General features: G+C 57.8%; 24 protein-coding genes and 1 pseudogene. 17 read left to right on the top strand and 8 right to left on the bottom strand.

Annotation, left to right across the window (positions count from 1 at the left end):
• Positions 1-24 precede the first annotated feature (24 nt).
• Positions 25-1,233: a multidrug effflux MFS transporter gene (locus G9Q84_RS12775; protein WP_099602487.1), complete on the bottom strand. Its 1,209-nt coding sequence runs from the start codon at positions 1,231-1,233 to the stop codon at positions 25-27.
• A 146-nt stretch (positions 1,234-1,379) separates the two neighbouring features.
• Here G9Q84_RS12775 and G9Q84_RS29830 point away from each other — a divergent pair.
• Positions 1,380-2,135, top strand: a pseudogene (locus G9Q84_RS29830) (MCP four helix bundle domain-containing protein); the annotation flags it as partial.
• On the top strand, positions 2,130-2,993 hold the full coding sequence (locus G9Q84_RS29825) for a methyl-accepting chemotaxis protein (protein WP_407692698.1): 864 nt from the start codon (positions 2,130-2,132) through the stop codon (positions 2,991-2,993). The pseudogene G9Q84_RS29830 and the gene G9Q84_RS29825, both read left to right, overlap by 6 nt.
• Positions 2,994-3,085: 92 nt before the next feature.
• Here the strand turns inward: G9Q84_RS29825 and G9Q84_RS12765 are convergent, their stop codons facing one another.
• Positions 3,086-3,577: a DUF4019 domain-containing protein gene (locus G9Q84_RS12765; protein WP_181643447.1), complete on the bottom strand. Its 492-nt coding sequence runs from the start codon at positions 3,575-3,577 to the stop codon at positions 3,086-3,088.
• Between the two features lie 933 nt (positions 3,578-4,510).
• Here G9Q84_RS12765 and G9Q84_RS12760 point away from each other — a divergent pair.
• The 7 genes from G9Q84_RS12760 to G9Q84_RS12730 all read left to right on the top strand — a co-directional run bounded on the left by G9Q84_RS12760 (position 4,511) and on the right by G9Q84_RS12730 (position 9,547).
• Complete coding sequence (locus G9Q84_RS12760) at positions 4,511-5,326, top strand: DUF1206 domain-containing protein (protein WP_032887308.1); 816 nt, start codon at positions 4,511-4,513, stop codon at positions 5,324-5,326.
• 108 nt (positions 5,327-5,434) lie between these two features.
• Positions 5,435-5,566 (top strand): DUF2256 domain-containing protein, encoded by a 132-nt coding sequence (locus tag G9Q84_RS12755; RefSeq protein ID WP_081797726.1) that lies wholly within the window; start codon positions 5,435-5,437, stop codon positions 5,564-5,566.
• A gap of 243 nt (positions 5,567-5,809) precedes the next feature.
• Positions 5,810-6,274, top strand: a complete 465-nt coding sequence (locus G9Q84_RS12750) for a thiol-disulfide oxidoreductase DCC family protein (RefSeq protein ID WP_122757319.1) — start codon at positions 5,810-5,812, stop codon at positions 6,272-6,274.
• A 154-nt stretch (positions 6,275-6,428) separates the two neighbouring features.
• Complete coding sequence (folE, locus tag G9Q84_RS12745; protein WP_032887313.1) at positions 6,429-6,989, top strand: GTP cyclohydrolase I FolE; 561 nt, start codon at positions 6,429-6,431, stop codon at positions 6,987-6,989.
• 36 nt (positions 6,990-7,025) lie between these two features.
• Positions 7,026-7,736 (top strand): SDR family NAD(P)-dependent oxidoreductase, encoded by a 711-nt coding sequence (locus G9Q84_RS12740; protein ID WP_095184766.1) that lies wholly within the window; start codon positions 7,026-7,028, stop codon positions 7,734-7,736.
• 469 nt (positions 7,737-8,205) lie between these two features.
• Positions 8,206-8,724 carry a cysteine hydrolase family protein gene (locus tag G9Q84_RS12735; RefSeq protein WP_122681001.1) on the top strand — a complete coding sequence of 173 codons (519 nt, stop codon included), beginning with the start codon at positions 8,206-8,208 and terminating at the stop codon, positions 8,722-8,724.
• A 100-nt stretch (positions 8,725-8,824) separates the two neighbouring features.
• Entirely contained in the window at positions 8,825-9,547 is a 723-nt protein-coding gene (locus tag G9Q84_RS12730; protein ID WP_181643446.1) for a hypothetical protein, read from the top strand.
• A gap of 100 nt (positions 9,548-9,647) precedes the next feature.
• On the opposite strand, the gene G9Q84_RS12725 is transcribed toward G9Q84_RS12730, so the two are convergent.
• Positions 9,648-10,190 (bottom strand): cytochrome b, encoded by a 543-nt coding sequence (locus tag G9Q84_RS12725; RefSeq protein WP_032887324.1) that lies wholly within the window; start codon positions 10,188-10,190, stop codon positions 9,648-9,650.
• Between the two features lie 201 nt (positions 10,191-10,391).
• Here G9Q84_RS12725 and G9Q84_RS12720 point away from each other — a divergent pair, with 201 nt between their 5' ends.
• From G9Q84_RS12720 to G9Q84_RS12690, 7 genes are read left to right on the top strand one after another with little or no spacing between them, the layout of a single operon-like run.
• Positions 10,392-11,069, top strand: coding sequence for a thermostable hemolysin (locus G9Q84_RS12720; RefSeq protein WP_181643445.1), 678 nt, complete (start codon positions 10,392-10,394; stop codon positions 11,067-11,069).
• A complete protein-coding gene (locus G9Q84_RS12715) occupies positions 11,059-12,540 on the top strand; it encodes an AMP-binding protein (protein ID WP_181643444.1) in 1,482 nt (493 codons plus the stop codon). Before G9Q84_RS12720 ends, G9Q84_RS12715 begins: the two co-directional genes overlap by 11 nt.
• Positions 12,537-13,211 carry an iron-containing redox enzyme family protein gene (locus tag G9Q84_RS12710; RefSeq protein WP_032887331.1) on the top strand — a complete coding sequence of 225 codons (675 nt, stop codon included), beginning with the start codon at positions 12,537-12,539 and terminating at the stop codon, positions 13,209-13,211. The genes G9Q84_RS12715 and G9Q84_RS12710 overlap by 4 nt, the downstream gene beginning before the upstream one ends.
• On the top strand, positions 13,198-14,007 hold the full coding sequence (locus G9Q84_RS12705) for an SDR family oxidoreductase (protein WP_032887333.1): 810 nt from the start codon (positions 13,198-13,200) through the stop codon (positions 14,005-14,007). Before G9Q84_RS12710 ends, G9Q84_RS12705 begins: the two co-directional genes overlap by 14 nt.
• Positions 14,004-14,648, top strand: coding sequence for a tetratricopeptide repeat protein (locus G9Q84_RS12700; protein WP_095184773.1), 645 nt, complete (start codon positions 14,004-14,006; stop codon positions 14,646-14,648). The genes G9Q84_RS12705 and G9Q84_RS12700 overlap by 4 nt, the downstream gene beginning before the upstream one ends.
• A gap of 11 nt (positions 14,649-14,659) precedes the next feature.
• Positions 14,660-15,322, top strand: a complete 663-nt coding sequence (locus G9Q84_RS12695) for a response regulator (RefSeq protein WP_032887337.1) — start codon at positions 14,660-14,662, stop codon at positions 15,320-15,322.
• Positions 15,319-16,686 carry an ATP-binding protein gene (locus tag G9Q84_RS12690; RefSeq protein WP_181643443.1) on the top strand — a complete coding sequence of 456 codons (1,368 nt, stop codon included), beginning with the start codon at positions 15,319-15,321 and terminating at the stop codon, positions 16,684-16,686. Before G9Q84_RS12695 ends, G9Q84_RS12690 begins: the two co-directional genes overlap by 4 nt.
• Before the next feature lie 104 nt (positions 16,687-16,790).
• On the opposite strand, the gene G9Q84_RS12685 is transcribed toward G9Q84_RS12690, so the two are convergent.
• Genes G9Q84_RS12685 through G9Q84_RS12675 form a run of 3 tightly spaced genes read right to left on the bottom strand, consistent with a single transcriptional unit; the run spans position 16,791 to position 19,799 of the window.
• The gene (locus tag G9Q84_RS12685; protein WP_181643442.1) at positions 16,791-17,429 is read right to left on the bottom strand and encodes a dTMP kinase; all 639 of its coding nucleotides are present in this window, start codon (positions 17,427-17,429) and stop codon (positions 16,791-16,793) included.
• 10 nt (positions 17,430-17,439) lie between these two features.
• Entirely contained in the window at positions 17,440-18,819 is a 1,380-nt protein-coding gene (locus G9Q84_RS12680; protein ID WP_181643441.1) for an LLM class flavin-dependent oxidoreductase, read from the bottom strand.
• A 23-nt stretch (positions 18,820-18,842) separates the two neighbouring features.
• Positions 18,843-19,799 (bottom strand): ABC transporter substrate-binding protein, encoded by a 957-nt coding sequence (locus G9Q84_RS12675; RefSeq protein WP_181643440.1) that lies wholly within the window; start codon positions 19,797-19,799, stop codon positions 18,843-18,845.
• Positions 19,800-20,098: 299 nt separating this feature from the next.
• Between G9Q84_RS12675 and G9Q84_RS12670 the strand changes: the two genes are divergently transcribed.
• A complete protein-coding gene (locus G9Q84_RS12670; protein WP_032887345.1) occupies positions 20,099-20,968 on the top strand; it encodes an isocitrate lyase/PEP mutase family protein in 870 nt (289 codons plus the stop codon).
• 10 nt (positions 20,969-20,978) lie between these two features.
• Here the strand turns inward: G9Q84_RS12670 and G9Q84_RS12665 are convergent, their stop codons facing one another.
• Positions 20,979-22,082: an aryl-sulfate sulfotransferase gene (locus tag G9Q84_RS12665; RefSeq protein ID WP_181643439.1), complete on the bottom strand. Its 1,104-nt coding sequence runs from the start codon at positions 22,080-22,082 to the stop codon at positions 20,979-20,981.
• A 63-nt stretch (positions 22,083-22,145) separates the two neighbouring features.
• The gene (locus tag G9Q84_RS12660; protein WP_181643438.1) at positions 22,146-23,120 is read right to left on the bottom strand and encodes an ABC transporter substrate-binding protein; all 975 of its coding nucleotides are present in this window, start codon (positions 23,118-23,120) and stop codon (positions 22,146-22,148) included.
• Between the last annotated feature and the right edge of the window lie 16 nt (positions 23,121-23,136).

The raw sequence follows: 23,136 nt of genomic DNA, 5'->3' as shown, positions 1-23,136 counted from the left end.
AACGCCGAGCCCTGTTGTTACCCCTCAGGAGGAGGGCGGGGCACTCGCCAAGTGGGCGGGCAAACGGCGTAATGTCCAGATCACCGTGAGCATCGCCGCAACGGCACACATCGCAATACCGATGATCATTGGCGCCGGGGTGTGGTCGGCAAAGACTCCAACAAGGGTCATGGACACCGCCCCTGTGATCATTTGAATCGCGCCAAGCAAAGCGGATGCAGAACCCGCCACCGCGCCATGGTCCTCCAGGGCCAACACACCCGAGGCAGGCAACAGCAAGCCAAGGAAGCCGAAGCCGATAAACAGCAACGTCATCATCAGGACCAAGCTATCAACCCACAGCGTGGTGACCGCCAGCAGAAGCATCACTGCAGCCACCGCCGTAACTGACCAAAGTATCAACGGCACCAGACCGAAGCGTGCGCTCAGGCGCGCCGTCAGCTGGCTCATAGCGAAAAATGACGCCGCATTCAGGGCAAAACACAGGCTGAATTGCGTGGGTGTCAGGCCGAAATATTCGATGTACACAAAGGGCGCGCTGCCAATAAAAACAAAGAACGTTGCCAACCCAAAGCCGCAGACCACCGACAATCCGATAAACACAGGATCGCGCAGCAGAGCCCCATAACTGCTGAATGCAGTGCCCAGGGTTTTACCCATACGACGCTCGGGCGGGTGGGTTTCGGGCAATTGCACGGCCGTCATCACCAGGCACAACACGGCCACCACCGCCAGCACGGCGAACACTTCGCGCCAACTCCAGAGCGCAATCACCACACTGCCAGCCAGCGGGGCAAGAATTGGCGAGACACTCATCACCAGCATCAGCAATGACATCAGCCGCGCGGCTTCATGGCCGGTGTACAGATCGCGAACGATAGCCCGAGGGATCACCATGCCGGCGCACGCACCAAATGCTTGCAGGGCACGAAATCCAATCAGCACTTCAATGGTCGGCGCCAGGGCGCAGCCGATACTCCCGATGGCAAAAATCAGCAGTCCGGCATAAATCGGCGGTTTGCGTCCGAATACATCGCTGATGGGGCCGTAGAACAGCTGGCATACCCCCACGATCACAAAGAACACGGTCAGGCTCATCTGTACGGCGGCCGGCGAGGCGTGCAGGCTCGCGCCAAGGGTTGGCAGCGCAGGCAGGTAGATGTCGATGGCGAACGGGCCAACGGCCGTGATCAACCCCAGGAGCAGGGCCAAGTGGGCAATACTTCGAGACATGGGCATTTCCGGGCGGAGCAAAGGATGGCCAGCTTAAGGGATCCTCGCAGATCCGCAAACTTAGGCTTCACTAACCAGTGACTGCTGCCGATAACGTTAATAGAGGTTGGGTTCCCAACCCGCGGCTAAGGTATGGGGATACCCGCATGACGATCAAACTACGCTTGATGCTGTTGATAGCGACCGGGTTGCTTACCGCCCTGGTCATGAGCCTGGCCAGTTACCTGGGCAACACGCGGATGGGCGAGGCTGTGCAGGCCAACGAGGTCGCCATGACGGTACTGCGCAACCACATGGAAGCCGACATGATGCACGACGCCCTGCGCGCCGACGTGTTGTCGGCCATGTTGGTGGGCTTGGGGAAAAGCGCCAGTACCAAGGCCGAGGTGACGAGTTCGATCAAGGAACATTCAGAGCACTTCCGGGAGGTGCTGGGGGACAACCTCAAGTTGCCCCTGGATGACAGCCTTAAAGCCAGTCTGGAAAAAATCAAACCCAGCCTCGATACCTATATAAGCGCCGGCGAACGTATCGTCGCGCGGGCGTTGGAAAATCCCGAAGCCGCTCGCGCAGAACTGGAGAGTTTCAACACTGCGTTCAGCCGTCTGGAAGACCAAATGGCGGCGCTGAGTGAGCTGATCGAAACCAATACCCAGCAGACCAGCGCTAGCACTCAGCACGCAATCAGTAATGCGAACTTCACCCTGGGCACGGTGTTGATTGCCAGCGTATTGCTGCTGTTGGCTCAGGGCCGCTGGGTCATCCTGAGCATCATGGGGCCGCTGCAGACCGCCAGCCGCATTGCGGCGAGTATCGCCAGGGGCAACTTGAGCGAGCCGATTGTCGAACCTAAGCGCAATGATGAAGCAGGCGCGCTGATTCTCAGCCTTGCCACCATGCAGCGCGACTTGCGCGGCATGATCGAAGTGGTGCGCAGCAACGCTCATGGCGTCAATGGCATGAGCGAGCAACTGAGCCACGGCTGCCATGAAGTCGCAGGCAGCAGCCAGCAGCAAAGCGCTGCCGCCAGCACCATGGCCGCTGCTGCGAGTGAAATGACGGCGAGCATCGAAGAAATCACCCGGCACGCCGGCCGCGCCCTGGACATGGCCAATCAGGCTGAAGCCTTGGCCAAGGACGGCGGTCGCGTCATTCACCAAGTGGTCAAGGACATGGACGGTATTGCCCGTTCAGCCCAGCAATCGGCTCAGGTGATCCGCACGCTGGACAAGGAGTCCGAGGCGATTTTCAGCATTATCCAAGTCATCAAAGGCATCGCCGACCAGACCAACTTATTGGCCCTCAACGCTGCGATTGAGGCTGCCCGCGCGGGAGAACAAGGCAGGGGATTTGCGGTGGTCGCCGATGAAGTGCGCAGCCTGGCGGGTCGCACCAGCGCTTCGACCCAGGAAATTGCCAGCATGGTCGGACGCATCCAGCAAAATACTCGGGAAGCGGTGACCAGCATGGAGGAGGGCGTCACCCAAGTGGATAAAGGCATGGCGGTGACCGCAGAAGTAGAACGGGCAATCCGCGAGATTCTGCAGGCCACGTTGAACACCACGGAGTTGGTGAACGACATTTCGCGCACCATCGGGGAACAAAGCCTGGCCAGCAATGAAATCTCCCATCAGGTGGAGATGATCGCTGGCATGTCGGAAAACAACAGCCGCGTGATCGGGCAAACTGCCTCAACTACGGATGAACTTGCCAATCTAGCAGGCAAACTGTCGCAATCTGTGGACCGTTTTCAGCTCTAACAGGGGTAGCGTTGGAATGATTCATATATAACTCAACTAAATAGATATTTAGTTGAGTTATATCATTATCGAATAATTGGGACAGGGCCGGGCTAGGGGGATTTCTTAGTACCTTCACCGAAAACAATGCTCTTATGGACGAAATACCCGACGATTCCCCAGTGCTTGTCGTCGTCGCGCATTATCACTTTCTCTTGAACAGAGGTCGTGGAAAATATCGAGGCAAACTCGATCACCGCATAATTTCCGGCAGGCGCGTCAGGTAGCTGATCGATAAAACCAATCGCAATAGGTTCTCGCTTCTGGAATGAACCCAGCCCCAGTCGCAGGCCTTTGAGGCTACTGGCCCACATCAACTTAGAGGTTTTGGCTTGCAGCACGGGACTGACTGCGGGCCAAGTCATTTCGGCTGTGCCCGCATCAAGTAACCCCAAAAATCCCACAGCTGTATCGAAAACATTCTGTTGCTGTTGCGGCGTGCCAGGATCGGTTGCAGTGACATTAGGCGTGGTGTTGTTGTTGAAGCTGACGTCGCAGCCACCGAGCATCGTGAGTATGAACACCATGACTGCAATCGACTTCATGCAAAACCTCCAAGGCACTGACATCCGTTGGAACGAGTAAAGATGACGCTTAAGGGGGTTGCCATCAGCTAGGCGGAAAGTGCTGGGGTGGTGTGTGAATTCTGCAGGCCTACGGCTGGCATCCAGAAATATATGGTTACGCATAATGTATATTATGTTAAACAGGATGTTACGTAGAGATGCTCATCAGCCATATACCCCTCAACGTCTACTGTCCCTTTCCCAATTGTTGAATGGCGTCCATCAGGCATCAGTCAATTTCCAAAAAATGCCGATGCGATCGCCAAGCTGCAGGCTGTCACCGCTTCCAGCCGTCCATTTGTCAGCGTCTGGTACTGCCAACGATATTTTGCCTGGTTGGCACGTAGCTAGAATCTTGAGCAAAGCTTCTGGGGCTTGCTACGTCGAAACCACACACCTCGGGCGCCTTCTAAACTCACCAGAGTATTCGGCGCTCTGAACTGGGCATACGCACGAGTAACCAGAAAGTCAGGGCTGTCGGCCAACAGTTGATCAAAGCGCCGTAAGTGCTCGGTTTTTTCATTCTGCAGCTGACGCTTGGGCTCTTGTATCAATGGGGCAACGGCCATGCGATTTCGAAGAATCCCGGACATGCGCAACAAGGTAGCCTGGCCGATGGACGCCGCCGCCAATGGCGTTAAGGAAAACCGGTCGAAGCACCCTTCCCATCCCTTGCCTCAGCTTTCGTTGAGGGATGCACATTGCCCGAAGTCAACAGCAAGTGCCGGACGTATGTATTCCTTACAGTGAGTGACACTCAAAACTGTAGGCCCAAAAGACCCGCGTGGGCGAGGCAATCTCGACAGCGGCCGGCGTTGGGGTTTTTTAAATCACTTCACCCTTCGACTTGGTAATAGAACCCCACCCAGCGATAGGGGTCTGCTCTTGTATCAGACCTCAGGAATACATCGAATGTCCGCGCAACATAGCCTGGTAATACTCGCTCGGGGAGGCTACGCCGCTCGGGGATTGCTTTATTTGATCATCGGTATCTTCGCACTGCTGGCAGCACAAGATTCGACGAAACCGAAGGACAGCCACAAAAGCCTGGAAGCACTGCTAAGCCAACCCTTTGGCTATTTTCTAGTTGGCCTTGTGGTGGCTGGCCTCCTCGCATTTGCGGCGTGGCGCATCCTGCAAGCTACACGCGATGTCGATCATCATGGCAAGAAATTCAAAGGGTTGGTGATTCGCGCTGGTCTGTTCGCGGGAGGTATGTTCAACGGCGCTCTAGCGTTTTTTGCGTTGGGCCTACTCATTAGCGGTATTAAAAGCTCGGGCGATTCTGGAGGGCAAACCAAAGACTGGTTAGCGCATCTCTTGTCATGGGATCACTCGAATGTGTTGGTATACCTGATCGCACTCGTTCCGCTTGGGGTTGGTATTGCTCACATCATCAAGGGATGGAAAGCGTCATTCGAGAGATATTTTGAGGCCGATGAAGACGTCATGCGATACGTCCGCCCGGTATCACGATTCGGACTAATCGCCCGCGGAGTCGTGTTTTTAGAAATTGCGTTGTTACTGGCCATCAGTGGTTCCACTTATCAAGCCATGGATCCACCTGGTATGAAGGAATCGCTGGATGCGCTCCAAAATCTACCTGCTGGTTGGTTGATTTTGATGGTGATGGCCTTGGGGCTGATTGCCTTCTCGGTGTACAGCTTCTCTGAAGCCTTTTGGCGCAAGATCAACATGGATGTGCCGGGAGTACCGAGCAAGGATTGATGAGAAACGGAAGTCTCACGGCCATAGGGAGCATTACTCGCACCAGGGCCACGATCTCGGCGGGTTATCCACGAGATCTATTGATCGCACCAGCCGGTAGTAATATCCGTGAAAAAGAGTGAGCTTCCCGTAAAAACCTGCGTGATCTGTGGTCTTCCCTTCACTTGGAGGAAGAAATGGGCGCGCTGCTGGGACGAAGTCCGTTATTGCTCGGAGCGCTGCCGGCGCAGCAAACGTTGACCAGAAAAGGGCCGTCACAGGCCCTCTTGTACTCAAGCTACATGAAACAATTTACGCCTGCCCCCTCCTCCCTTCTCCGCAACGACACTTAGCTGTGGCCCGCCCTCTGGAAGCTTGATGCCGAAGGGGCGGACGATCCCTTCACAACACTGGGCGTGCCCATCACGCAGCTACAGCATAGTGCCCATTGTCAGTCCGTTTCTTTCAGCCTATCTTGTATAAACCTATACAAGGTCTATTACGATGTACAAGAAAATGAAGTGGCCGTTGACGCTGTATTTTGACGGTGAATGCCCTCTGTGTGCGCGAGAAATCAAGTTCCTGCGAGGACGCGCCGTAACGGATCGACTGCTTTTTGTGGACATCAGCAGCGGTGCATTCGATGCCGAGGCACTCGGGTTGACGTTCGAGCACATGCAGTCCTCGCTGCACGCTCGTTTCGCTGATGGCCGCTGGGTTACCGGCCTGGATGCCACTCTGTGGAGTTGGCGAGCGGCTGGCTTAGGTTTTTGGGCCACGCCACTGACGTGGCGTGCATTGCGCCCGCTGTTTGAATTCGGTTATCGCCTTTTCTGCCGTTTACGCCCCCATTTGGCGTGGTTACCTCATCCAGAGGGTGGCCGCCGCTGTGTCGATCAGCAGTGCGCGGTGCCGGCGTCAAAACCCGCATCAGACAAGCAGGCCATTTTGAAAAAAAAGCAGACCTAGAACGCTTTGCGTTGTCATGGTCCCGACGAAGAAGGTGGGGCATGGCTGATCTGACGAACCCCGTGCCATCTGCGTCAGATCGTGCGCAGCAGATACGTTCCTACCGCCATGGATTGCCGACACTTAAACCGCAGCATGGCTGCGAGGAATCAAGATGAGCCCATCATTAGCCGAACACTACCGTGAAATTCTCGTCGGCGTAGGCGAGAACCCTGAGCGTGAAGGACTGCTGGACACCCCCAAGCGCGCAGCCAAAGCAATGCAGTACCTGTGCAATGGCTACACAATGAGCCTGGAAGAAGTGATCAATGGCGCATTATTCGAATCGCAAAACGATGAAATGGTCATCGTGCGCGACATCGAACTGTATTCATTGTGTGAGCATCACATGCTGCCCTTCATCGGTAAGGCTCATGTGGCATACATCCCTACTGGAAGGGTATTGGGCCTGTCGAAGGTGGCCCGAGTGGTCGATATGTTCGCCCGCCGCTTACAGATCCAGGAAAACCTCACAAAACAAATTGCTGACGCCATTCAGCACATCACCGATGCGGCCGGCGTGGCAGTGGTCATTGAGGCTAAGCACATGTGCATGATGATGCGAGGCGTGGAGAAGCAAAACTCGGTGATGACATCTTCGGTGATGCTGGGAGCCTTTCGCGAGTCGTCCGCGTCGCGTCAGGAGTTTCTGCAGCTGATTGGACGAATGGGTTAACACCAACAAATAGAACCAGACCGCAGGAGCGCCTAGATGAACAGTCCCTTCAAGATGAACTCGCTTGGTGAGGGCTATCGTGCCCTCGTGATAGGTGCCAGTGGAGCGATCGGCTCGGCTTTTTGTGAGTTGCTCAATCAGGATCCAAGTTGCGCGTATGTGCGTGAGCTGGGGCGCAACAGTGTTCCATGCCTCGATCTGGAAGAGGCCGACAGTATTGCCAGCGCGGCCTCCGAATTAGCTCAAGAAGCCCCCTACCAATTAATTTTGCATGCTGCCGGTTTGCTCCATCGCGACGAAATCAAACCTGAAAAGAGCTACTCCGCTATTGAAGCGGATACGCTCCAGGCGATATTCCAAGTCAACACCATCGGGCCTGCGCTGGTTTTGCGTCACTTTTTGCCCTTGCTTGACCCACGAGGCGCGATGGCGATGCTCTCTGCCAAGGTGGGTAGCATCGGTGATAACCGTTTGGGCGGCTGGTACGCCTATCGCGCTTCCAAGGCGGCACTGAACATGATGATTAAAACGGCCGCCATCGAGCTGGCACGAACCCGGCCTCAGACGCGCTTGTTAAGTCTTCATCCCGGCACGGTTATTTCAGGCCTGTCACACCCCTTTCGAGGTGCCTCTGAAGCCAGGCCGGCAAACATTGCTGCACATGAGCTGTTATCTCTGATTGACCGCTTAGGGCCTGCTGACAGCGGTAATTTCTTTGCCTATAACGGAGAACGCCTTCCTTGGTAGACAGGAAGTGAACCCTGAATCTCCAGGGGCCGACCGACAGGGCCGCGCACAGGGACGTATGCAAATCAGAGCAGTTGCTGCAATTTCGCGTTCCTTTAATGGCAGATGACTGCCCTCCTCCTTAGCGCCAATTTCCGCCTTGAACTGAACCGTGCTTCCTGCACGTGGTTGTCGGCCTGTGGGTAACGACCATGGCACGTCAGGCATCAGATGGCCGCAGACTTGCAGTGTCTAGTTGGCCAAACGCACTCAGCCTGGGATCCTGGCTTGTCAGCTCGCCGCGAGATTGTTAGTGTCGATCCATGACTCACTATTGCCTCACCTCGACTACCACCACCACGACCGCTGTATGCGGAGCGTGCGAGGTGTCGTGAGCCAATAGACTACGAACTTCAAAGGCCCGCCAGCGATGGACAGGACCTTTTTTTATGCCCTTGTGTCGCTGGTTCAAACGCAAGGAGATGCACCCATGTACGCCCTATTGATACTCGATATCCAAGTCGGGCTTGTTCACGGCCCGGAAAAACCATGGCGCTGCGAAGCGTTATTGGAAACAGTGAATAGCCTAATGGACAAAGCCCGCAGCGCTGGCGCTCCGATTTTTCTCGCGCGCCACGTCGGGCCCGCTGGATCGCCCATCGGCCCCGACAGTCCGTTGACGATGCTTGCGCAGGAACTCAACCTGGTGGGTACAGAGGTGGTATTCGAAAAGCGGCGGCCCAACGCCTTTGAAATGACTGAGCTGGCGGACAATTTGCGGTCTCGTGGAGTTACCGGTGTGGTCATCACCGGCATGAAAACTCAATACTGCGTCGACAGCACTTGCCGTGCTGCTCGTGATCTTGGCTTCGATGCGGTACTCGTTGCCGAAGGTCATACCTGTTCAGACACGCCAGTGATGAGCGCTAAGGACATCGTTGCTCATCACAATGCAACCCTAGATGGGCCGTTCTGCCGGCTGGTTCGGGCCGAAGAGTGGCGCTTCTAGCAGAGCCTCAATAACGGGAATGTGCGTGACTTGCGAGAATGATTTCTTCTTGTCACGCTCTGCTACATTCATCGGAGGCCACAATCAGGGATAGAAACAAGTGACCATTCGCCTAAACGTTCGCCTTCTTTTATTCGTGCGATTCGCGAGCATCGCAATCGCGCTCACTGCAGCGACTGATGCCCACTCTGAGCAATACACAGTGGGCGGCAGATCGATTGAGCTGCCTTCGCCTCAAGGCTACTGCAAGATTGGCGAAACGCGCGGAGAGCAAAAGTTCGTTGAACTGACAGCCAAGGCCACTGGGCCGTCGAGCCGCATTTTGGCGTTGTTTTTGAGGTGCGAAGAGGTGGCAGAGTGGAGAAAAAACGCACCGTCCGAGTTAGTGAGCTCTTCCGACTGGGTGGTGTTGGGCGTCATCCTGGACCGTGATGGTCAACTGCGGCCCATGGACGGCGTGAGCCGTAAGGAGTTTGTCCGCACACTTGGAAGTGCAATGTCTAAAGATCCAGCCCTCTTCTCGCGCACGAATGCTGACGCCCAGATTCGACTCAATAGCTTAGTAACCGGAGCGGACTTCAGGATGATGGGCACCCAGGTTCTAAAGGCGGACGACGAAGCCATCTATTTCATTCTGGGAAGTGAAATACTCGCCGACAATGGTGAGCACCGCCGCGTAATTGCTGTATCAGCGATCACCCTACTTAAGGGCGTGCGCATCGTTTATGGCAACTATCGTCAAGTGAACCCATCACAGAATGGCAACGCGCTCTTTGGCAAGACGAACGCACTGGTTCATGCCGCTGTGCAAGCCAATCCCTGAAACGGACCTCAGCGCCCACGACGGAAATTAAAGACTGACTCACCCCTTTATTGAGTAGTGCGGCAACCGTTAAGTCGATAAGCGCTCAAGCCCCAGACCACTAACGTTTCGGTAGCATCCGCGTCAGGGTGTTGTCCCGCACCCAGTAGTGATGAAACAGCCCCGCAGCCGCATGCAAACCGATCAGCCAATAGCCGCTGCTACCGAGCAGCTCATGCCAATGTTTGAACTGCCTGGCCAAGTCTGGATCGGGCTGGACCAGCGCGGGTAAAAAGAACCCGAAGTAAGGCATCGGTTTACCTGCTGCAGACAACATTAACCATGCAAGCACGGGCGTAGCGATCATCAGGCCATACAGGGCCAGATGCATCAGGTGCGATATCCCAGTCTGCCACGCCGGTAAGTGTGGCGTTATCGGTGGCCGAGGTGTCAGGCGACCCAGCAGGCGTATCCAGACCAGAGCAAAAATGCTCAATCCGAAGACCCCATGCAACCCGAGGAACATCGCTTTCCACGGATTACCCCGTGGCAAAAGCCCTTTGATTTCGATACAGGCATACACGCCGACAAACAGCCCCAGCATCAACCAGTGCAAGGTGATCGACAGTTTTCCGTAACGATGGTCAGTTGAGTCTGGGGTCATGATGCGCCTCTTGAATAATTAACGCGGGCAAGTCATTCGCCCGGCCACGATCCGACGTGTCACCTAATCGAATGCCAGCACAGTGCCCATCAAGCCTTAAGGTAATCTGAAGGTGCGTTTGCATCGGCTTTTGCCACATTCAGACTTCGTTAAGAAATGCCCTCGATACTCTTCCCAAACCTACCGGGGAGACGTTGTCCAATGGCCGATTTCGACTGGCACATCGCATTACCACTCCACTTCGGCCAAGCCGGCTCTCCACCGCTGAGTATGGCTCGGGCCCTGCCCAGCGATGCGGCAAGGCCTCACTTCGAAACCTTTGTGCAGCAACGCTTTCGTCAGGCACACGGTGCTGACATTCGTCATTTCATGCCGCAACTGTTTGGCATGAGCGATGCGGCCGGAGAATTGTGCGCAGTCGCTGGCGTACGCCTGGCCAGCGAAGACCCCCTCTTTCTCGAACGCTATCTAGACGATTCGATTGATCCACTGATCGCCGCGGCTGCCGGGCGGCCGGTTGACCGCGCCTGCATCGTCGAGGTGGGCAACCTGGCTGCCAGTGACAACGGCAGCGCGCGTCTGAGCATCATCACCCTCACTTACATGCTGGCCCTGGGGGGGCTTGAGTGGGTGGCGTTCACGGGGAATATCGGGTTGGTCAACAGCTTCCATCGCCTCGGTTTAAAACCCGTGACGCTGTGCGCCGCCGACCCGGCGCGGCTCGGCGATGACCGCCACAGCTGGGGCAGTTATTACGAGAGCAAGCCCTGGGTGCATGTCGGCAATGTCCGCGCGGGCTTTATCCATTTACGCAACATCGGGTTATTCAATCGCCTGGGCTTGCCCACGTCACTCCTGGAGGCCACTCATGTCGCCTGAAGTCGAGCATTTCAAGAAAACCCTGCGCAGCCATGCTGAGCGCAACACAAACACCATTTCTTTATGGGGCGATGAGCTGAAGCTGGACTACGCCACGTTGTATGCCGAGGTCGTGTATCGCCAGGAACGCCTGCGTGACGAGAACGTCAAGGTGGTCGCGCTGGCTTTGGATAACGGCGTCGAGGCGCTGATATGGGATCTGGCCGCGCTGTTCGAAGGGCTGACGTGCCTAACGCTGCCACCGTTCTTCACGCCCTCCCAGCGCAAGCATTGCCTGGACCAAAGCCAAGCAGAACTGTTAATCGCAGAAGTCGAGTTGGAGTCTGAACTGCAAACAGCGGGTTTCGAGAAAACCGGCGAATTCTGGCGTAAGACTGTTCACGGCCCATCGCTGATGCCTGAGGGCACCGCGAAACTGACGTTTACGTCGGGCACTACCGGCACCCCCAAAGGCGTGTGCCTCAGCGCCGAGAGCATTGTGTGCGTCGCGCGTGAGTTGTATGAGGCGAGCCGGCCCAACGATCCGCAGCACCACCTTGCTGTTCTGCCCCTTGCGATCCTGTTGGAAAACATCGGCTGTTATGCCGCGCTGTATGCGGGCGCAACCCTTAGCCTGCCCAGTCAGGCAACCTTGGGTATTCAGGGCGCCAGCGGCGTTGATGTACCGCGACTGCTCGGCTGCCTGGCCTCTCGCGCCCCCGACAGCCTGATTCTCGTGCCACAGCTGCTGTTACTGCTGGTGACTGCTGCCGAACAGAACGCCTTCAATCCAAAGACGCTGCATTTTGCAGCCGTGGGCGGCGCGCGCGTTTCACACGAACTTCTGGACCGTGCGCAACGCGTTGGCATGCCGGTTTACGAAGGTTACGGGCTGTCGGAATGCGCATCGGTGGTGTGCCTCAATAGCCCAGGGGCGCGCCGCGCAGGCAGTGTCGGAAAACCGCTGCCGCACGTTGAGGTGCGTCTGGCCGAGGACGGCGAAGTACTGATTAAGGGCGCTACTTTGCTGGGTTATCTGGGCGAGCCGCCTCACGCCCATGAATGGTGGTCCAGTGGCGACATCGGCGAATTTGACGATGAAGGTTTCCTCTACCTGAAGGGGCGCAAGAAACATCAATTCGTGACCAGTTTCGGGCGCAACGTGAACCCTGAATGGGTTGAGGCCGAACTGACACAGCGCCGCCACATCGCCCAAGCATTCGTGTATGGCGAAGCCATGCCAAGCAACCATGCATTGTTGTGGCCTCATCGACCCGATTGCACCGATGAGGCGTTGGCGGCGGCAGTTGCCGAGGCCAACGAGGCGTTGCCCTATTACGCCCAAGTCCATCACTGGACCCGCCTGCCCCACCCATTCACGCCCGCCAATGGCCTGCTGACCGCCAACGGCAGACCCCGCCGTGACGCCATTGTCGAGCTTTACCAGACACAACTGACTGCTCCCCTACGCACCGAGGAATCTGAATCATGAGTTTTTTTGACACGCTGCAACTGGCCACGCAAAAAGAACGGGCCGAATTGTTCAACCTTCCGGTCATTCGTGATGCCCTTGAGGGAAGGGTCAGCCTGGAAAGCTATCGGGCCTTTCTGACTCAGGCTTACTACCACGTACGCCACACCGTGCCGTTGATGATGGCCTGTGGTGCACGCCTCCCGTCGCGCCTGGAGTGGCTGCGCAAAGCGGTCTGCGAATACATCGAAGACGAATACGGCCATGAACAATGGGTACTCAACGACATCCATGCCTGCGGCGGCGACAAGGATGCAGTGCGTGACGGGCGTCCGTCCTTGCCCATTGAGCTGATGATCAGCTTCCTCTATGACCTCATCGCCCGGGATAACCCAGTAGGCCTGTTCGGTATGGTCAACGTGCTTGAAGGTACCAGCATCGCCTTGGCGACCCATGCTGCAGGCGCTATTCGCGAACGCCTTGAGTTACCGGAAACGGCGTTCAGCTACCTCAGTTCCCATGGCTCGCTCGATATTGAACATATGCAAACTTATCGCCGATTGATGGACACACTGGACGACCCGAGCGATCAGGCTGCGGTCATACACGCCTCCAAGGTCGTCTACACCCTCTACACCGACATGTTTCGTGGCTTGCCGCGTGACGGGGAGCGTTTGCATGCGCCTGTCTGAGGCCCGTGCGGTATTGACCGGCGCCAGCGGCGGTATCGGTCTGGCGATCGCTCATGCCCTGTGCGCCAGCGGCGCCTCTGTGTTGGTGGTATCGAGGAACCGAGAGTCATTGGTGCCGTTGCTTGATCAGTATCCGAACCAGGTGTTGTGGGTGGGGGCCGACCTCACGTTTCTGGCAGATCGTCGTAAGGTGCTGGCGGCGGCCGAGGCCATGGGCGGGGTCAACTTGCTGATAAACGCTGCCGGGATCAACCACTTCGCCATGCTTGAGCAACTGGCGGACAGCGACATCAATGCAATGCTGGCGGTAAACATCAGCGCACCGATCTGCCTGACCAAAATCCTGCTGCCGCTGCTCAAGCAAGCCCCAAGCGCGATGGTCGTCAACGTTGGCTCCACGTACGGCTCTATCGGCTATCCCGGATATGCCAGCTATTGCGCGAGCAAGTTTGCGTTGCGCGGATTTTCCGAAGCCTTGCGCCGAGAACTGGCAGACACCCGTGTTGGCGTTTTATACGTCGCGCCCCGGGCCACCCGCACCCCCATGAATAGTCCGGCTGCGCAGGCGTTGAATGATGCCCTCAAATCCAATGTCGACGACCCGGAAACCGTCGCATCCGCAGTGATCCGCGCAATTGCCGGCGACCACCGCGACTTGTACCTCGGATGGCAAGAGCGATTTTTTGTGCGCCTCAACAGCCTGCTGCCCAACTTGGTGGACCGAGGCTTGCGCAAACAGTTACCTCTGGTCCGTCGCCTCAGTGAAAAAAACGACAGTGAGCACCCTAAACCATGAAAAAAATTCTCTGTGGCCTGTTGCTCGGCGCTATGAGCCATAACGTCTGGGCCCTTGATGCTGCTGACCAGCAGCGCCTCGCTAATATTCAGCAAAGTTGGGCACATATCCAATACGAACTGCCCGCAGACCAGCGTACTGCTGCGTTTGAACAGCTCGCCACGCAGGCCGACGCCTTTACTCAAGAGCGCCAGTCAGTCGCCGAGGCATGGATATGGTCCGGCATTGTCACCAGCAGTTGGGCCGGCGCCCAGGGTGGGCTCGGTGCCCTGAGCAAGGTCAAGCTGGCAAAGGCCGATCTTGAAAAAGCCATCGCCCTGGACCCCAAAGCCTTGCAAGGCTCGGCTTATACCAGTCTCGCTGCGTTGTACGATCGCGTGCCGGGCTGGCCCATTGGGTTCGGCGACTCGGACAAAGCAGAGGTGTTACTCAAGCAAGCCTTGCAACTGAACCCGAACGGCATCGATAGTCTGTACTTCTGGGGTGATCACCTCTACCGTCAAAAGCGCTATACCGACGCCCACGCGGCACTGCAAAAAGCACTGCTGGCCGCCCCAAGGCCAGGCCGCGAAACCGCTGACGCTGGACGGCGTAAGGAAATCGAAGCGTTGCTGCAGGATATAACCAAGAAACTCGGCTGACAGGAGTCCGTGTGCGCATATTATTGATCGAGGATGACGTCGCTCTGGGCGAGGGTATTCACCAGGCGCTGGTACGAGAAAGCTATACCGTCGACTGGTTACAGGATGGCAGTAGCGCCTTGCATGCTCTGCTCAGTGAAACGTTTGATCTGGCCGTACTCGACCTTGGCTTGCCGCGCATGGATGGACTCGAAGTGCTGCGCCGCTTGCGTGACAGTGGCTCCAATCTGCCGGTGTTGATCCTGACCGCTCGGGACGCCACAGAGGACCGCATCGCAGGGCTCGACGCCGGTGCCGACGACTATTTGATCAAACCGTTCGACCTGGCAGAACTCAAGGCACGCCTCAGGGCGTTGCTGCGACGCAGTGCGGGCCGCGCCCAGGTGTTGATTGAGCACGCAGGCATCAGCCTGAACCCGGGAACTCAACAAGTCAGCTATCAGGGCGAAGCGGTCGCCCTGACACCCAAGGAGTATCAGTTACTCCATGAGTTGCTTTCCCCGCCGGGTCGGGTGATGACGCGCGACCAACTGATGCAGTTACTCTACGGCTGGAACGAAGAGGCAGAAAGCAACACGCTGGAGGTGCATATCCATCACTTGCGCAAGAAGTTTTCGAGCCAGCTGATCCGCACGATCCGTGGGGTCGGTTACCTGGTGGAAGAGCGCCCATGACGTCTATTCGGCGACGTACGCTCAGGTTGATTCTGGGTCTGTTGTTCCTCGGGCTGTTGCTCATGACCGTTGTCAATCTCCACGACAGCAATCATGAAATCGACGAGGTATACGACGCTCAGCTGGCGCAGAACGCACGTCTGCTGCAGGGCGTGATGCGCATGCCAATGGCGAGCAACGAGCACGCAAAGCTGTATGAGGCGTTCAACCAGGCATTGGGGCTCGCCGCGCCCAGAGTGGATGGCCACCCGTATGAAAGCAAAATCGCTTTTCAGGTGTGGAACGCGGATGGCACGTTGCTGGTGCACACCTCCAGTGCGCCGTCCTTTGGTTCGCCTCCGGTCAAACCGGGTTTCAGTGACATCACGGATATCAACAACCGAACCTGGCGCGCATTTGTCTTGGATGATGCCCAATACAATCTGAAAATTTGGGTGGGAGAGCGTGACGATGTGCGTGCCGACCTAGTGGATCGCATCGTTCGCCATACGGTTTTACCTAACTTGATAGGTAGCCTGCTGCTTGCCGCAGTGATCTGGTTGGCCATTGGCTGGGGGCTCAAACCGTTGAGCAATATGGCTGAAACCTTGCGAGCGAGGCATTCAGGTTCTCTCGAACCCTTGCAGTTGAATCCGCTGCCTACTGAGCTGGAGCCCATGCAGGCCGCCCTGAATCGTGTGCTGGCACAGATCCAGGAGGTGATGGGCCGTGAGCGACGCTTTATCGCGGATGCCGCCCATGAAATGCGCACACCGCTCGCCGTGCTCAAGGTCCACGCAGAAAACCTCGTGGAGGCCGTCAGTGAGGAAGATCGGCGCGAATCCCTTAATTACCTGATCGTAGGTGTGGACCGCACCACTCGCCTGGTCAATCAACTCCTGACCATGGCCCGTATCGAACCGCAACCCCAAACCCATGAGGCGCAGAGCATCGATCTAGTGGCGACGATTCGGGGCGGTCTGGTGCAAATGACACCCTGGCTGCTGAGCAAGGGGCTTGAACTCGTGTTCGAACCCATGGAAGAGGTCTGCCTTGTTAAGGTCGATGCAGCCGTCATACATATTGCCTTGAACAACTTGGTCACCAATGCCGCCAACTTTTCCCCTCCCCAGGGAGTGATTACCGTGCGGTTGATGAAAAACCAGGATCACTACGAATTATGTGTTGAGGACGAGGGGCCAGGCATCGATGAAGCAGAATGTGATCGACTTTTTGAGCGGTTCTACAGTCGTGGAAATGATCAAGGCGCTGGGCTGGGGCTGACCATCGTCCGGTCCATCGCAAGTCGTTTGGGAGGGAGCGTGCGTTTAGAAAACCGTGAATGCGGAGGATTGCGCGCAACATTCGAGATCTTGAGGTTCTAAAAATCCACGGCATCCGAAGTAGCCGGACAGCGCATTTTTAAAGGCTGTTGCTGTATGCCTGGGGTAAATCGTCACTGTCTGGCTGATATCCGATAGCGCATCCCTTAACCCTGATTGGGTAGAGGCGAAGCATCACGAAGGACTCTCTGGATATGAGCAACCACCTGCATGGTTGCCTCTTCGATCGTTCCTTCATTGCGGCAGAGCACCCAGTCATGATCGGCAGCCGCCTGCTCAAACGCCTCGGTGCTAGCAACATGTTCTTCCAGCGCATGCATGACCGTACTGCTCAACCCGCGCGTTCGTGCTGCCGCTCGCGCCCATGAAATCTCAGGCGCGGTGACAACCCCAACGTGCAGGTCTGGCACTTGCACGTTGCGGTCATGGTTCAGCTGGAGAATCTCTGCAAACGGCACCAGCCGGCGAAACGCCGCTTCTGACGGGTACCAGCGATCCATCAGGATGATGCTGCCCGGCGGCTGTTCCGGCAGCACCTGTTGGGAAATCCACCGGCGGCTATCAGCAAAGCGCTCGCACACCGTCAGCTCCAACTCCCTGCTGGGGTTTCTGACGAATTGATTAACCAGGGCCATGGTTTCAGCCCTGTAGGGATCGCTTTTTTTCTCGCTCAGTCGGATCACTGTGTGGTGGTCGACCCTCAGGGCTTTCGTCACGGCCTCCAACAATGTGGTCTTGCCGACGCCCTTGGGACCATCCAAAGAAACAAACAACGCACGCTTCATTTTTCACATATCAACGGGTAACGGATGACCACTCTAACCCGGTTGCTGGGTCCACCGTAAACGTCGACCCGCGACGCTCAAACCGGGGGATCTCCAATCCCAGGCTTTCACGCAAGGTTGTCCCTTCATACGCGGTGCGGTAGACACCACGCGCCTGCAACAACGGTATGACTTCCTGGGTGAAACGATGGAATTGCTCGGGGTGCCCGATGTAGATATTGAACCCATCCACGGCTCGCGCCTCGAACCATTCGGCCATTTTCTGCGCGACGGTTTCAGCCGTACCCACGAATGCACCGGGACGCAGTTGTCGGCCGAACTCTACGGCCTGGCGCAGCGTGAAGCCTTTCTCGCGCGCTTGGTCTGCAATGCGTTTGGCAGCGGTAAAGAAGCTGCTGCGCGCAGCCTCCAGGCTTTGCTGGGGAAACGGTGCATCGAGGTCGTACTGGCTGAAATCATGCCAGCCGAAATTGCGCCCGAACTCCTTCAGGGCGAGCTCAAAGCTGTGATCGATCTGATGATAGTGCTGCTCGATTTCCCGAGCGTGCTCGTCAGTGTCGCCAACATAAATTTCAGCGCCCGGCATGACCAGCAATTGCTCCGGGTCGCGCCCCTGTTGCGCCGCCCTACCCTTTATATCCTGATAAAAAGCCTGGCCCTGCTCGATACTGGCGGCATGGGTGAAGATCACATCCGCAGTCGCAGCCCCCAGGTCGCGCCCCTGCTGCGAATCACCAGCCTGGAAGATCACCGGTTGGCCTTGCGCTGAACGTTGGATATTCAACGGGCCGACCACCGAAAAGTGTTCGCCCTGGTGATTCAGGCTATGCAGTTTGCTCGGATCGAGAAACTGACCGGTCGCCCGGTCGCGCACGAATGCATCGTCCTCGTAGGAGTTCCACAACCCCTGCACCACCTGGACGTGTTCCGCCGCGCGGCCGTAGCGTGTGTCGTAGTCGTAATGTTCGTCGCGGCTGTAATTGCCCGCCGTGCCGGCGTCGCCGCTGGTGACCACATTCCAACCCGCACGGCCTTTGCTGATCAGGTCCAGTGACGCCAGGCGCCGCGCGACGTTATACGGCGAGTTATAAGAGGTAGTGAGCGTGCCCACCAGGCCAATGTGTCGAGTGCTCACGGCGAGCGCCGATAACAGCGTCAGCGGTTCCAGTCGATTCAGGTAATGGGACGGTGAGCCCGGCGTAATGAACTGGCTGTCGACGATAAATATCAAGTCGAACAGCGCCGCCTCGGCTTGGCGCGCGATGTCGATATACCAGTCGACGTTGACGCTCGCATCGACCGGCAATTGAGGGTCGAGCCACAGGTTGTGTCGGCCTGGACCGCCGCTGCCCATGGTCAAGGCACCCAGTTTGAGCTGTCGTTTGGTCATTTGCAGAGGATTCCTTGAGGCGTTCACGGCTGTTTAGTAGCGACGGCGGGCTGTAAAGACGCCGCGAACGAATCGTCAAACAAGCTGGCGGCGGGGAAAGACTTGACCAGTCCCTGGCCGGCAAAAAAGTCCACGGTCTTTTGCGCTTCGACGGGAGATTGGGCCATTACGGGCTCGACGGTAGTGCGCGCGCGGGCAAACCAGGCACGGGCGATTTCAGCATCCGCGCGGGTGCGTTTGGCCCACGCGTCGGCGTAGGCGTCTGTGTTGGCCGGCGCTTGGCGAGCCCAGTCGCGTGCTTTCTTCAGGCGCTGGAGAAAGTCACTGATGGGCGCCCGTTTGGCGTCCACAGCACTGGCGTTGGCGGCAATGAAACTCTGGGCTGGAATCAGCCCTTGCGCCGTGGCCAGCACCCGCGCGCCTTGACGTTCCTGCTGTGTCACATAGGGTTCCCAGGTCGCGATGACGTCAACCGAGCCGCCTTCCAGCGCATGGGAGGCATCCAACGCGCTCAGGTAACGCAACTCCAGCGCGTCGCGCTGCACGCCGGCTTTGTCCAGCGCCGTCAGCAACAACTGCTGACTCCAGGAGCCTTTCCAGATGGCCGCGCGCTTGCCTGCAAGGTCCGCGAGACTCTTGATCGGCGAATCCTTCGCAACCAGAATCGCCACGCCGTCGAGATTTTGCCGACTGACGGCAATCACCTTGATTGGCGCGCCCAATGCGCCCAGGAATAGCACAGGCGCATCCCCCAGCAGGCCGATGTCGAGGCTGCCGACGTTGAGCGCTTCGGCAACTGGCGAGCCGGCGGTGAATTGCTTCCATTCAAGGGTATAGGGAAGATCGTCCAGCACCCCCGCCGCTTCCATGACGGCTTGGGCGTTGTAGCTTTGGTCGCCGACCACCAGCGTTTGCGCGTTCGCGGTCAGGCTCAGCAGTGCGGCGGCTAACCCGGCCGCCAGTTTTGAAAGGTAACGCACGTTCGTCTCCAGATGCCTTGTCAGGCAGATCAAGTCGATCCGCGCGTGCGGTCTCGGTAGTGTTCACAGGAATAATCTGCCTCATACGATGAGGCCCATCCAGCCACCTGTAAAATACTGATAACGCATAACGTAATTCTATAATAATGCCACCTACGCATTTTAACGCCAGCGTGCAACATCTGTTTGGCGCATACCCCATGCTCAAACGTCATAATCCCCGGCCTGCCTGCATGGTAATCTCGCGCGACCACGAATAGACATATGTCGTCACATGACGATCAGAGCCAGGAAAGAACATGCCCAAAAAATCTCACTCGACGCTGCGCCGTGACTTCCGCGAATTGCTTGCCAAGCCGAGCTGCGTTGAAACTGCTTCCGTATTTGACCCCATGTCCGCCCGTATCGCGGCGGACCTGGGGTTTGAGGTGGGTATCCTGGGAGGGTCAGTCGCGTCGTTGCAGGTATTGGCGGCGCCCGATTTTGCGTTGATCACGCTGAGTGAGTTCGTTGAGCAGGCCACGCGCATTGGGCGTGTCGCTCAACTGCCGTTTATCGCCGACGCCGACCACGGTTACGGCAATGCCCTCAACGTGATGCGCACCGTCGAAGAGCTTGAGCGCGCCGGCGTGGCCGCATTAACGATTGAAGACACCCTGCTGCCGGCGCAATTCGGGCGCAAATCCACCGACCTGATTTCCATCGAGGAAGGCATTGGCAAAGTCCGCGCCGCCCTGGAAGCCCGTGTCGATCCTGAACTCTCAATCATCGCTCGGACCAATGCGGGTGTGTTGCCCACCGAAGCGGTGATCGAGCGCACCCTGGCCTATCAAAAAGCCGGTGCGGATGGAATCTGCATGGTGGGCGTGAGTGACTTCGAGCATCTGGAAAAAATCGCAGAAAACCTCACCGTTCCACTGATGCTGGTGACCTACGGCAATCCCAAGCTCAACGACGCCCAGCGCCTCGCGAGCCTGGGCGTGCGCGTGGTGGTTGCCGGGCATGGCGCCTATTTCGCGGCGATCAAAGCCACTTACGACAGCTTGCGTGCCCAGCGCCAATTAACCCATAGCACCTCTAATCTCAGCGCGACCGAACTGACGCACACTTACACGCTCCCGGAAAACTACGTGGCGTGGGCTGAAGAGTTCATGGACGTCAAAGAGTAATCCTCCCCCCTCACAGCCAGGCAATGTCCTCGCGCTGGTAACGGTGCGCACGGAAGATCGCGTTGTTTTCTCCCGGCAGGTAAGCCCGGGAGCCTGCATCGGGATAGGCGGCGAAGTGCGGATTGATGTACTCCCACACCACTTCGCCGGCTGGCGTGACTTCGAACAGACGGCCAAAGTTGGCTTCGGTCACCAGCGTGTTGCCATTGTGCAGACGCTGGGCGCCGCCCATGAATGGCGTGAAGAAGGCATAACCCGGCGTGTCCGCGTACTGCCATTCGATACGCTGTGTGTGCGGGTCGATCTCCAGGATGCGCGAGTGCGGCATGCTCACATGTGGGCGTGAAATGCCGTTGTCGAACACCAGCACATTGCCGTTTTCCAGCTCAGTCGGGCAATGCTGTTGCGCGACCAGATCGTGGCCCAGGCGCCACAACACTTCGCCACTGCCACGCTGGATTGCAATCACCGAAGAGACACTGCGCAAACTGAGAATGACCTTACCGTCACTGCCCGGCGAGACCGCGTTGGTCATCGGCCGGTGGTAACGCTCGAATGTGTCGTGCAGCGGGTAATCCTCGGGCCGCAAATGCTCCCAACTGCGCCACTCCCAGACCACCTGCCCTTGGCGGTCAACCTCCTTGACCACGTCCGCATAAATCACGCCACCCGCCGCCTCGCTGCCGGGAATGCCGCCGACCACTCGGCTGGCCAACTCCGCACTCAAGGGTTCCACCGTGGTGTACAGCAGGTGGCCGTTGTCCAGCCATTGAGCGTCGTGATGGTGCAGCAAATCGGTGTATTCCCACACCACCTCGCCTTGGGGGGTGACCTCGCTGAAGGCACCGCCGTGCCACACCGACCAACCGGGAAACAGCTCCGGGGAATCCGGGTGATTGCCGTTGTAGCCCAGGTTGCCGTTGCCCAGGATCACAGCGTCGCGGCCGGGGCGCTGAGGGAGCTTCCAGCGGTGCACGACCTCGCCGTCGATGTCGATCAGGAACACATTGCCCTCGGCGGTTTGCGGTGCGAACAAGGTGTAGCCACCCGCGCTGCGGGCGTGGTCGACAGTGATAAGGCCGGTCTTCTGGCGTTTGAGGGTGGTGCTGTGCATGAGATTTCTCCGGGTGCAGGAATCCCTGCCGAGGCTACGTCGACAAGGTCAGAAATAAGCGAATCAGTGGGGGGTCGGTAAAAGGCTGTTGAAGCGCGGGTCGAAGATTTGCCCGACGTCCAGCGCACGGGGGATCACCCGCTCGGCGGCGAACAGGTCCGCCAGACGCTGTTGCAAGGCGATGACGGCAGGATCAATCGGCACGTACTGCAAGGTTTGATGGGCGAGCATGTCGCGCACCAGAGCGATTGGCAGCCGCGTGGTCTGGGCAAATACCTCGGCCCAGGCATCCGGATGCGCCGTGGCCCAGGCTTGGGCGCGGGCGAGCCTGGCCAGCAAGTCACCGGCCTGCGCCGTACGCTCAGGGTCGGCCAGAGCCTTGAGGCTCGCCACCGTAAAATTCTGCCCGGTTTCCGGCCATTCGCTGCCGTCCAGCAGTACCCGCGCGCCTCGCGAAGTGGCTTGGCCAACAAAGGGATACCACACTGCCCAGGCATCGAGCCGGCCACTGGCAAAGGCGTTTTGTGCATCGACGGGGCTGGCATAGATCATGTTCAGGTCCCGCGTTGTGAGCCCGGCCTGATGCAGCGCTGCCAGGAACAGGTAGTGCCCGCTGGTGCCCTTGGCGACGGCGACCCGTTTGCCCTTGAGATCGGCGACTCGCTGGACAGTGGTCCCCTCAGGTAACAACAGCGCGTTATTGTTCTGCGCCCCGCTCGCCACGCCAATGATGCGGATATCAAAACCGCCAGCCTGGGCAAAAACCGGCGGCGCGTTGCCGACCACACCCAGGTCGATGGCTCCAGCGCTCAGGGCTTCCAGCAGCGTGGTACCTGCGGTGAATGGATGCCACACCAACGTTCCCGACAGCCCCGCATCCTCCCCCGCCGCGTGCAGCATGGCTTGGGTCAAACCGCTTTGGTCACCCACATGCAGCGCAGCCGACACCGGTTGCACGATCAACAACGCAGCCCAGTACACCAGCCCGGCCAAGCGTTGTCGTACAGCGTACTTGGCAGCACCCGGTTTTAACGTCATTGTCTTTCCCTCATTT

It is taken from the genome of Pseudomonas sivasensis, from assembly GCF_013778505.1.
Lineage (GTDB): Bacteria > Pseudomonadota > Gammaproteobacteria > Pseudomonadales > Pseudomonadaceae > Aquipseudomonas > Aquipseudomonas sivasensis.
The sequence above is the reverse complement of the archived record's forward strand: the minus strand, read 5'-3'. Positions and strand labels throughout refer to the sequence as shown.